Raw genomic sequence first — 10,804 nt, forward strand, 5'->3', positions numbered from 1 at the left:
CCACGGGGGCCGGTTCCCGCCGGGCCGCGGGGAGCGGTGCGAGGGCGCGGGGTCCGCGGGCGCGTCGTGGCGGAGACAGCCGGGCGGCCGGTGCCGGCCGTCGTCGTGCCGACGGCCGTGGTCGTGCCGGTGGCGATGGCGTCCATGCTGATCCCCGTTCCTTCGCACCCGGCGTTCTACCGGGCGGTAACTTCTGTTGGGGATCTTGTACGGGGGTGCTCGGCGCCCTCGCAAGGCGCCGACGGCCTCCGGGTGGCCGTCCGGAAGATTCACCTATCAGAGTGAGCACCGGCTCCGCCGGGCCTGCCGGCACCGCACCCGGGCATGCGTCCGGTGGACCGGCGGGAGGGCGGCCTGGAGACCCCGAAGGGGTACTCCGCACGTATCCTGAGGGCGTTTCCGACTACGAAAGCGGCCAGCCATGCGCGTGTACGTCCCCCTGACCATCCCCGGTCTCGCACAGGCGCACAAGGCGGGCGAGCTGGGCCCCGGCCCGCTGACCGCCTACGCCGTCACCCCCGCCCTGCGCGAGTGGTACGTCTCCGACGACATCGAGGAGCTCGAGTACGCGGCGCTCAGCCGGGCCGCGGCGGCCTCCCTGCGGCTGATCGCCGGGGATCCCTCGGCCGCCCGGCGCCGGGTCGTCGTCGCCGTCGACGTGGCGGACAAGGAGGCGACCGTCGACCCGGACCGGGGTCTGGACGCCGGTTCGCTGGGCGAGGTCCGGATCGCCGCGGCCGTACCGCTGACGAAGGCGGCGGCCGTGCACGCCGACGCCGACGACGCGGAGGCGGACGTCTCGGCCGCCGCGGACGCGCTGGGGGCGGCGGACCAGGGCGACGACGACGCGCAGTTCACGGTGGACGGGGCCGAGGACCACGAGCTGCTGTGGTTCGGGGTGCAGGAGATTCCGGGGCTGCTGGCCTGACGTCCGGCCGGGCCCTGACCGGTCCCGACCGCCAGGCCGGCCGAGCCCGGCCGAGGCGACGCCCGAGGCCGGTTGTCGGCGCGGGCCGGTACCGTCTTCGCATGGGGAAGCACGGGACGCACGGCACCAAGGGCAAGCACGGCAAGCACGGCAAGCATCTGGTCTGGGACTGGAACGGCACACTCCTCGACGACATCGAGGCGGTCATCGGGGCCACGAACGCGGCCTTCGCCGAGCTCGGCCTGGAGCCGATCACGCTCGCGCGCTACCGCGAGCTCTACATGGTGCCCGTGCCGAAGTTCTACGAGCGGCTCATGGGGCGGCCGCCCACCGATGCCGAGTGGACGCTGATGGACGGCGTCTTCCACAAGCACTACTGGCAGCGTGCGGAGGGGTGCGGTCTCACGGTCGGGGCGGCGGAGCTGCTGGCCGCGCGGCAGGAGGCCGGGCTCACGCAGTCGCTGCTCTCGCTGGCACCCCACACGGAGCTGATACCGCTGGTGCGACGGCACGGGATCGAGGAGCGGTTCGTCCGGGTGGACGGGCGGGTCGGGTCCTCGACGGCGGGGAAGTCGGCGCACATGGTGCGGCATCTCGCGGCGCTCGACGGTGTCGACCCCGCACGGATCGTCGTCATCGGGGACGCGGCGGACGATGCGGTGGCGGCGGCGGCCGTGGGCGCGCGGGCGGTGCTGTACACCGGAGGGTCGCACAGCCGGTCCAGCCTGGAGAGGGTGGGCGTGCCCGTGGTCGACTCGCTCGCGGAGGCGGTCGCGGTGGCGGAGGAACTGGTCTAGGTACGGGTGGGGCGGGTCACCCCGTCGAGTGCTCGACCGACGTCGGCGGCTCGGCGATGACGGCTCGGCGACTGCCACGGCGACGGCGGCTCGGCGATGACGGCTCGGACGGTGGCTCGGTGGCACGGCCGGGAGCCGTGGAGGCCGGTCGTCAAGCCCCCGTTTTCCCCAAACGGGAGCCCGTCGCTGTCCATGACGTCAGAGTTCCACCCGCGCTTTTGTACACACACGGCTCATGACGGCACCAGGGGAACGACCGGTAGGCTCGTCATACGCTGACGGACGGTCATACGGCTCAAAGGGCGTACGCCCAGGGGCCGTTGGCCGGAACGGCGGACAACGACCCGGTCATCTCACACTCCGGGTCGGAATTCCTGTCGCGGATGCGGAGTGCATCCGCCGGCCCAGGACATGGCGAAGGAGACCCGGACGAGGCTCTTGCTTGGCGGCTGACCTCTCCCGGATCTCCCTCGCGTGCCGACGGGTCACCCTGTTGCGAGGAGAGTGGTTCCCATGGCGTCTCTCGACGGTATCTCAGACAAGCCCCGGGGCGGCAGCCGTGCTCTGCCCTGGTTCACGGCCTGTGTGGGGCTGCTGGCGATGGTCGTGGCGGTTGTCCTGGCGGTGAACGGTCACGGAGAGGTGGCCGTGGCCGTGGGTGCGGTCGGCGTGGCCGTCGCCGGCAACGGCGGGCTGCGGGTGACCGTGAACGTCCGGCGGTGAACGAGAGGCGTGGGCGGGAGCGGCCGACGGCCGCTCCCGCCCACGCCCCCCTCAGCCCCTCGCGCGCAGGACCTTCAGGAACTCGCGCATCCAGATCGGGTGGTCCGGCCAGGCGCGGGAGGAGACCAGGAGGCCGTCCACGACCGCCTCCGTGTCCTGGAAGCTCGCCCCCGCCGCCTGCATGTCGAGTTCGAGCGCCGGGTAGGCCGTGACCCTGCGGCCCTCCAGGCCGCCGATCGCCGCCGTCAGGAGCGGGCCGTGGCAGATCTGGGCCACCGGCTTGTCCGCGTCGAAGAACGATTTGAGGATCTTGCGGAGCTCCGGGTCGTTGCGGAGGTACTCCGGAGCGCGGCCGCCCGGGATCACCACGGCCACGTAGTCGCCCGGGTCGACCTCCGAGAAGGCCAGGTCGGCGGGCCAGGTGTACCCCGGCTTCTCGGTGTACGTGTCGTAGCCCGGCTCGAAGTCGTGGACCACGAACCGCAGCCGCTTGCGCGCGGGGGCCGCGATGTGGACCTCGTACCCCTCCTCCAGGAGGCGCTGGTAGGGGTAGAGGACCTCCAGCGACTCCGCCGCGTCCCCGGTCACGATCAAGATCTTCGCCATCACGACTCCCAGATCCAGAAGGTCGGTGGTGTCTCGCGGTACACACTCCCCGCGTCGCCGTGCTCTGCCAAGAGGACATGTGTCGCTGTCCATAACGTCAAACTTCCACCCCCTCTTTTGTACACATACGGCTCATGACGGTGTGGGGGTCGGGAGCGATAGGCTTTTCCCGTGATCAGCGCGATATGCCGTGGGGGCAGCGAAGCCCCCGGCCTCCGCCCGGCCCGCGTCAGCGGCCGGGCCGACAGGGCGTTCGCTGATCCTCTCCGTCCGGGTGTGCCGCCTGTGGTGGCCGGATTCGGCCCGGACATCTCTCATCACGGCATAACGTCGACTTCGACCGGTATCACCGCGTCGTGGCGTTGTGTCGTTTCTTCCACCGACGTCACGCAACGGCGCGCGACAGGAGCCAGAGGACATGCAGACCAAGCTGGACGAAGCCAAGGCCGAGCTGCTCGACAGGGCCGCCCGGGTAGCTGAGAACAGCCCGGTCGGGGGGCGACTTCCGACGGGGCCTGAAAACGGGGAGAGGCCCGACCGGGACACCCTGCTCGACTACCTCCAGCGCTACTACCTGCACACCGCGCCCGAGGACCTCACCGACCGCGACCCGGTGGACGTCTATGGCGCCGCCCTCTCGCACTACCGGCTCGCGGAGAACCGCCCCCAGGGCACCGCGAACGTGCGCGTGCACACCCCGACGGTCGAGGAGAACGGCTGGACCTGCAGCCACTCCGTCGTCGAGGTCGTCACCGACGACATGCCGTTCCTCGTGGACTCCGTCACCAACGAGCTCTCCCGCCAGGGCCGCGGCATCCATGTCGTGATCCACCCGCAGGTCCTCGTCCGCCGTGACCTCACCGGCAAGCTCATCGAGGTGCTGAGCGCCGAGTCCGCCGGGACGAAGGCCGAGCTGCCGCACGACGTGCTCACCGAGTCCTGGATCCACGTCGAGATCGACCGCGAGACCGACCGCGCCGACCTCAAGCAGATCACCACCGACCTGCTGCGCGTCCTGTCCGACGTCCGCGAGACGGTCGAGGACTGGGAGAAGATGCGCGATGCCGCGCTGCGCATCGCCGAGAACCTGCCCGGCGAGCCCACCGCCGACGACCTGCGCCCCACCGAGGTCGAAGAGGCCCGCGAGCTGCTGCGCTGGCTCGCGGACGACCACTTCACCTTCCTCGGCTACCGCGAGTACGAGCTCGTCGACAGCGACGCCCTGACCGCCGTCCCCGGCACCGGCCTGGGCATCCTGCGCTCCGACCCGCACCACAGCGGCAAGGACGACCACCACGCCCACCCGGTCTCGCCGTCCTTCAGCCGGCTCCCCGCCGACGCCCGCGCCAAGGCGCGCGAGCACAAGCTGCTGATCCTCACCAAGGCCAACAGCCGCTCCACCGTCCACCGCCCCTCGTACCTCGACTACGTGGGTGTGAAGAAGTTCGACGCCGAGGGCAACGTCGTCGGCGAGCGGCGCTTCCTGGGGCTCTTCTCCTCCGCCGCGTACACCGAGTCCGTCCGCCGCGTGCCGGTCGTCAAGCGCAAGGTCCAGGAAGTGCTGGACGGCGCCGGGTTCTCGCCCAGCAGCCACGACGGCCGCGACCTGCTCCAGATCCTGGAGACCTACCCGCGCGACGAGCTCTTCCAGACCCCGGTCGACGAGCTCCGCTCCATCGTCACCTCCGTCCTCTACCTGCAGGAACGCCGCCGGCTTCGGCTCTACCTGCGCCAGGACGAGTACGGGCGCTACTACTCCGCCCTCGTCTACCTGCCCCGCGACCGCTACACCACCGGCGTCCGGCTGCGGATCATCGACATCCTCAAGGAGGAGCTCGGCGGTACCAGCGTCGACTTCACCGCCTGGAACACCGAGTCGATCCTCTCCCGGCTCCACTTCGTCGTCCGTGTCGCGCCCGGCACCGAGCTGCCGCAGCTCTCCGACGCCGACAAGGACCGCATCGAGGCCCGTCTCGTCGAGGCCGCCCGCTCCTGGGCCGACGGCTTCGCCGAGGCCCTCAACGCCGAGTGCGGCGAGGAGCGCGCCGCCGAGCTGCTGCGCCGCTACGGCAACGCCTTCCCCGAGGGCTACAAGGCCGACCACTCGCCGCGCGCCGCCGTGGCCGACCTGGTCCACCTGGAGCAGCTGAACCGCACCGGCAAGGAGTTCGCCCTCTCGCTGTACGAGCCGGTCGGCACCGGCCCCGGCGAGCGCCGCTTCAAGATCTACAAGGGCGGCGACCAGGTCTCCCTCTCCGCCGTCCTGCCGGTGCTCAACCGGCTCGGCGTCGAGGTCATCGACGAGCGCCCCTACGAGCTGCGCTGCGCCGACCGTACCCACGCGTGGATCTACGACTTCGGTCTGCGTATGCCCGACTCGATCGGCAGCGGCGGGGACTACCTCGCCGACGACGCCCGCGAGCGGTTCCAGGAGGCGTTCGCCGCGACCTGGACCGGCGAGGCCGAGAACGACGGCTTCAACGCGCTGGTGCTCTCCGCCGGGCTGAACTGGCGTCAGGCGATGGTGCTGCGCGCCTACGCGAAGTACCTGCGCCAGGCCGGTTCGACGTTCAGCCAGGACTACATGGAGGACACCCTCCGCAACAACGTCCACACCACCCGGCTGCTCGTCTCGCTCTTCGAGGCCCGGATGTCGCCGGAGCGCCAGCGCGCCGGCACCGAGCTGATCGACGGGCTCCTGGAGGAGCTGGACGGCGCCCTCGACCAGGTCGCCTCCCTCGACGAGGACCGCATCCTGCGCTCCTTCCTCACCGTCATCAAGGCCACCCTGCGGACGAACTTCTTCCAGAGCGCCGGCGAGGGAAGCGAAAGCAGGGGCCAGAAGTCGGGTTCCGGCGCGCCGCACTCCTACGTGTCGATGAAGTTCGACCCGCAGGCCATCCCCGACCTCCCCGCGCCCCGCCCGGCGTTCGAGATCTGGGTCTACTCGCCGCGTGTCGAGGGCGTCCACCTGCGCTTCGGCAAGGTCGCCCGAGGCGGCCTGCGCTGGTCCGACCGCCGTGAGGACTTCCGTACCGAGATCCTCGGCCTGGTCAAGGCACAGATGGTGAAGAACACCGTCATCGTGCCCGTCGGCGCCAAGGGCGGCTTCGTCGCCAAGCAGCTCCCGGACCCGTCCGTGGACCGCGACGCCTGGCTGGCCGAGGGCATCGCCTCGTACAAGACGTTCATCTCGGCGCTCCTCGACATCACCGACAACCTGGTCGCGGGCGAGGTTGTGCCTCCGGTCGACGTCGTCCGCCACGACGAGGACGACACCTACCTCGTCGTCGCCGCCGACAAGGGCACCGCGACCTTCTCGGACATCGCCAACGAGGTCGCCGTCGGCTACGGCTTCTGGCTCGGCGACGCCTTCGCGTCCGGCGGCTCGGCCGGCTACGACCACAAGGGCATGGGCATCACCGCCCGCGGTGCCTGGGAGTCCGTCAAGCGGCACTTCCGCGAGCTCGGCCACGACACCCAGAGCGAGGACTTCACCGTCGTCGGCGTGGGTGACATGTCCGGCGACGTGTTCGGCAACGGCATGCTGCTGAGCGAGCACATCAGGCTGGTCGCCGCCTTCGACCACCGGCACATCTTCATCGACCCGACCCCGGACGCGGCCGTCTCGTACGCCGAGCGGCGCCGCCTCTTCGAGCTGCCCCGCAGCTCCTGGGCCGACTACGACACCGCGCTGCTCTCCGCGGGCGGCGGCATCCACCCCCGTACCGCCAAGTCGATCCCGGTCAACGCGCAGATGCGCGCGGCCCTCGGCATCGAGCCCGGCATCAGCAAGATGACCCCGGCCGAGCTGATGCAGGCGATCCTCCACTCGCCCGTCGACCTGCTGTGGAACGGCGGCATCGGTACGTACGTCAAGTCGTCCGCCGAGACCCACGCGGACGTCGGCGACAAGGCGAACGACGCCATCCGCGTCAACGGCGAGGACCTGCGGGTCAAGGTCGTCGGCGAGGGCGGCAACCTCGGTCTGACCCAGCTCGGCCGCATCGAGTTCGCCCGCAGGGGCGGCCCCGAGGGCGAGGGCGGCAAGGTCAACACCGACGCCATCGACAACAGCGCCGGCGTGGACACCTCCGACCACGAGGTCAACATCAAGATCCTGCTCAACGGGCTCGTCGTCGAGGGCGACATGACCGTCAAGCAGCGCAACAAGATCCTCGCCGAGATGACCGACGAGGTCGGCTGGCTCGTGCTGCGCAACAACTACGCGCAGAACGTGGCCCTGGCCAACGCGGTCGCCCAGTCGCCGTCCCTGCTCCACGCCCACCAGCGCTTCATGCGCCGACTGGGCCGCGACGGGCACCTCGACCGCTCGCTGGAGTTCCTGCCCAACGACCGACAGATCCGCGAGCTGCTGAACAGCGGCAAGGGCCTGAGCCAGCCGGAGCTCGCCGTCCTCCTCGCGTACACCAAGATCACGGTGGCCGATGAGCTGATCGGCACCGGGCTGCCGGACGACCCGCACCTGCGCGGGCTCCTCCACGCGTACTTCCCGACGCAGCTGCGCGAGAAGTTCGCCGACGCGGTCGACAACCACCCGCTGCGCCGGGAGATCATCACCACGGTCCTGGTCAACGACACCGTCAACAGCGGTGGCTCGACCTTCCTGCACCGACTCCGCGAGGAGACCGGCGCGTCGATCGAGGAGATCGTCCGCGCCCAGACCGCCGCCCGCGCCATCTTCCGGCTCGGCGACGTCTGGGACGCCGTCGAGGCGCTCGACAACCAGGTTCCGGCCGAGTTCCAGACCCGGATGCGACTGCACTCCCGGCGCCTGGTCGAGCGCGGTACGCGCTGGCTGCTCGGCAACCGGCCGCAGCCGCTCAAGCTCGCCGAGACGATCGAATTCTTCGGCGACCGGGTGGAGCAGGTCTGGTCCGAGCTGCCGCAGCTGCTGCGCGGCGCGGACCTGGAGTGGTACCAGCAGATCCTGGATGAGCTGACGTTCGTGGGCGTCCCGGAGAAGCTCGCCCTGCGGGTCGCCGGCTTCTCGTCCGCCTTCCCGATCCTCGACATCGTCGCGATCGCGGACCGTACGGCCAAGGACCCGATGGCGGTCGCCGAGGTCTACTACGACCTGGCCGACCGGCTGCGGATCACGCAGCTCATGGACCGGATCATCGAGCTGCCGCGCGCCGACCGGTGGCAGTCGATGGCCCGTGCCTCGATCCGCGAGGACCTCTTCGCCGCCCACGCCGCCCTCACGGCGGACGTCCTGGCGGCGGGCAACGGGACCTCGAGCCCGGAGCAGCGGTTCAAGGCCTGGGAGGAGAAGAACGCCGCGATCCTCGGCCGGGCACGGACCACGCTGGAGGAGATCCAGAGCTCGGAGACGTTCGACCTGGCGAACCTGTCGGTGGCCATGCGGACGATGCGACAGCTGCTGCGCACGCACAGCTGAGCGGTACGCGGATGAGGGGCCCCGCCGGTCTTCCGGCGGGGCCCTCGTCATTCCGGGAGGGCGACGGACGAGGTCCACAGGCGGCGCGCGGCCAGCAGGGCCGCGGCGAGCAGCAGGGCGTTGCGGACCAGCATGACCGCCAGCCCCCGCGAGGTGCCGGCGACCACCTCCTCGTAGAGGATCGGGTACGCCAGTGAGCTCAGCGCGGCCGCCGGCAGGAGGAGCAGCGCCACCGGGCGCATCACGGTGCTCCGGGAGGTGACGCAGACGGCGGTCAGGCCGAGCAGCCAGATCATGTACTGGGGGCTGATCACCCGGCTGGTGACGGTGAAGAGCAGCACGGCGGTGAGAGCCGCGTCCGACGGGGTCGCCTCGGTCCAGGTGCGGGCCCGGATCCGCCAGATCAGCAGCCAGACGAAGGAGAGGACCGTCAGGAGCAGGGCGAGCCGGCCGATGCTGGAGACGTACGGGCCGACGTACTCGAAGGCGCCGTAGCGGTACTCCGCCGTGCCCGGCCAGGCGCCCGCCGCTCTGGCCAGCGCGAGGGCCGTGCCGCCCAGGGACTCGATCTGGATCCCGCGGCTGCCCTGCTGGCGCAGGAAGTCGAGCGAATGGGAGAAACAGAGCGCGAGGGTGGCGAGGAGCGCCGTGGCGGTGACGGCGGCGGAGATCCAGGCGTCACGGCTCGTACGGCCCCGGCGGGTGCCGATCAGGGCGAGCACCGGCCACACCTTGACCAGCGCGCCGAGGGCGGCGAGCGCTCCGCCGAGGACGTGTCCGGCGGTCGAGCGGGACCGCAGCGCGAGCAGGGCGAGCACCGCGAGGGCGGTGGCCTGGACGTCGTAGCGGGCCAGTGGGAGGTGCAGCAGCAGCGGCAGTCCGCAGACCCAGACCCAGGCGCCGTGCGTGACGCGGTCGATGTCGGCGCGGGCGAGGGCGAGCGCGACGACGGCGTCCGCGAGGAGGGTGAGGGCGACGAACGCCTGGAAATAGGTGAGCCAGGGCAGCACCCCGGGGCCCATGATCACCAGACCGGCGCCGGGCGGGTACTGCCAGGTGACGTCGTTCACGGGGAAGGTGCCGTGGGCGAACTCCTGGTACCAGTGCTGGTAGAGGACGTACACCTCACGGCCCACACCGCCGACGCCCAGGGTGTCGCGGAGCAGGAGAAGCAGCATGCCGATGCGGGTGACGACCCAGACACCGGCGAGCGCGAGGAGGGGGCCGCTGCCGACCCAGACGAAGGTGGCCGAGGTGAAGCTCTCCGACTCGAAGGGGGAGCCGGTGAGGTCGGGGGGAGCGGGGGTGCAGGCAGCCCTCGGCGACGCCGGTTCGGGGGCCAGCGGGGAGGGCTGGTCGCCGGGGTCGGGCGAGGGGGGCGGGGTGGGGTGCCGATGCGTCGTCATCGAGCCGCACTCTATTCCGGTATCCGCCTGTATCACCCCTTTTGTCAGGCCTTCCTGGTGAACGCCTCGTACGCCGCCACCACCTCGCTCGCCGGTCCGTCCATCCGCAGCGTGCCGGCCTCCAGCCACAGCGCCCGGTCACAGGTCTCGGTGATGGTGGCGTTCGAATGGGAGACGAGGAAGACCGTGCCCGCCTCGGCGCGCAGCTCGTCGATCCGCTCCTGGCTGCGGCGGCGGAACCTCGCGTCGCCCGTCGACAGCGCCTCGTCGATCAGGAGCACGTCGTGGCTCCTGGCGGCCGCGATGGAGAAGCGGAGGCGGGCGCCCATGCCGGAGGAGTACGTCCGCATCGGCAGCGAGATGAAGTCGCCCTTCTCGTCGATCCCGGAGAACTCCACGATCTCGTCGTAGCGGGCCTCGATCTCCGCACGGGTCATGCCCATCGCGAGCCCGCCGAGGATCACGTTGCGCTCGCCGGTCAGATCGTCCATCAGGGCCGCGTTCACGCCGAGGAGGGAGGGCTGTCCCCGGGTGTAGATCCGGCCCGCGGTGACGGGCAGAAGGCCGGCCACGGCCTTCAGGAGGGTTGATTTCCCCGATCCGTTCGAACCGATCAGGCCAATCGCCTCCCCTCGGTACGCGGCGAAGTCGACGCCCTTGACCGCGTGCACGGTGCGGGAGCCGGGGGTGGCGCGGCGCGAGAACATCCGGCTGAGTGCGGCGGTCGCGGCGCCCTTGCCGCCGCGGCCACCGTTGACGGTGTACGTGATGTGGACGCCGTCCGCGACGACGGTGGGGGTTCGGTCCAGGGCCTGCTCGTTCGGCGCCTCCTCGTCCAGGGCCGTAGGGCTCCTCTGCCTTCCAGAAGTAGATGAATCCGCCCGCGAACGTCACCAGCGCCCATCCGGCGGCTGCTTCTTAT

General features: G+C 70.9%; 7 protein-coding genes. 4 read left to right on the forward strand and 3 right to left on the reverse strand.

The window, feature by feature from the left end; genetic code table 11:
- Positions 1–421: 421 nt before the first annotated feature.
- The 3 genes from J7E93_RS30660 (at position 422) to J7E93_RS30670 (ending at position 2,448) form a co-directional block, all read left to right on the forward strand.
- The gene (locus J7E93_RS30660) at positions 422–928 is read left to right on the forward strand and encodes a hypothetical protein (RefSeq protein ID WP_215073281.1); all 507 of its coding nucleotides are present in this window, start codon (positions 422–424) and stop codon (positions 926–928) included.
- A gap of 101 nt (positions 929–1,029) precedes the next feature.
- Positions 1,030–1,725, forward strand: a complete 696-nt coding sequence (locus J7E93_RS30665) for an HAD family hydrolase (RefSeq protein WP_215073282.1) — start codon at positions 1,030–1,032, stop codon at positions 1,723–1,725.
- Positions 1,726–2,238: 513 nt separating this feature from the next.
- Entirely contained in the window at positions 2,239–2,448 is a 210-nt protein-coding gene (locus tag J7E93_RS30670; RefSeq protein WP_215073283.1) for a hypothetical protein, read from the forward strand.
- A 51-nt stretch (positions 2,449–2,499) separates the two neighbouring features.
- Here J7E93_RS30670 and J7E93_RS30675 read toward each other — a convergent pair whose 3' ends face one another.
- Positions 2,500–3,057 (reverse strand): DJ-1/PfpI family protein, encoded by a 558-nt coding sequence (locus J7E93_RS30675; protein ID WP_215073284.1) that lies wholly within the window; start codon positions 3,055–3,057, stop codon positions 2,500–2,502.
- A 415-nt stretch (positions 3,058–3,472) separates the two neighbouring features.
- Here J7E93_RS30675 and J7E93_RS30680 point away from each other — a divergent pair, with 415 nt between their 5' ends.
- On the forward strand, positions 3,473–8,476 hold the full coding sequence (locus J7E93_RS30680) for an NAD-glutamate dehydrogenase (protein ID WP_215073285.1): 5,004 nt from the start codon (positions 3,473–3,475) through the stop codon (positions 8,474–8,476).
- 47 nt (positions 8,477–8,523) lie between these two features.
- Here the strand turns inward: J7E93_RS30680 and J7E93_RS30685 are convergent, their stop codons facing one another.
- Both J7E93_RS30685 and J7E93_RS30690 read right to left on the reverse strand, forming a co-directional pair.
- Entirely contained in the window at positions 8,524–9,654 is a 1,131-nt protein-coding gene (locus J7E93_RS30685) for a glycosyltransferase 87 family protein (RefSeq protein WP_374105453.1), read from the reverse strand.
- A gap of 272 nt (positions 9,655–9,926) precedes the next feature.
- On the reverse strand, positions 9,927–10,721 hold the full coding sequence (locus tag J7E93_RS30690) for an ABC transporter ATP-binding protein (protein WP_215073287.1): 795 nt from the start codon (positions 10,719–10,721) through the stop codon (positions 9,927–9,929).
- Positions 10,722–10,804: the final 83 nt, after the last annotated feature.

It is taken from the genome of Streptomyces sp. ISL-36 (assembly GCF_018614205.1).
Taxonomy (GTDB): domain Bacteria; phylum Actinomycetota; class Actinomycetes; order Streptomycetales; family Streptomycetaceae; genus Streptomyces.

What these genes read in the sequence shown, in the direction of transcription:
- J7E93_RS30660 (WP_215073281.1), top strand. Translation starts at nt 422, where the DNA reads ATGCGCGTGTACGTCCCCCTGACCATCCCCGGTCTCGCACAGGCGCAC.
- J7E93_RS30665 (WP_215073282.1), top strand. Translation starts at nt 1,030, where the DNA reads ATGGGGAAGCACGGGACGCACGGCACCAAGGGCAAGCACGGCAAGCAC.
- J7E93_RS30670 (WP_215073283.1), top strand. Translation starts at nt 2,239, where the DNA reads ATGGCGTCTCTCGACGGTATCTCAGACAAGCCCCGGGGCGGCAGCCGT.
- J7E93_RS30680 (WP_215073285.1), top strand. Translation starts at nt 3,473, where the DNA reads ATGCAGACCAAGCTGGACGAAGCCAAGGCCGAGCTGCTCGACAGGGCC.
- J7E93_RS30685 (WP_374105453.1), bottom strand. Translation starts at nt 9,654, where the DNA reads ATGCTGCTTCTCCTGCTCCGCGACACCCTGGGCGTCGGCGGTGTGGGC.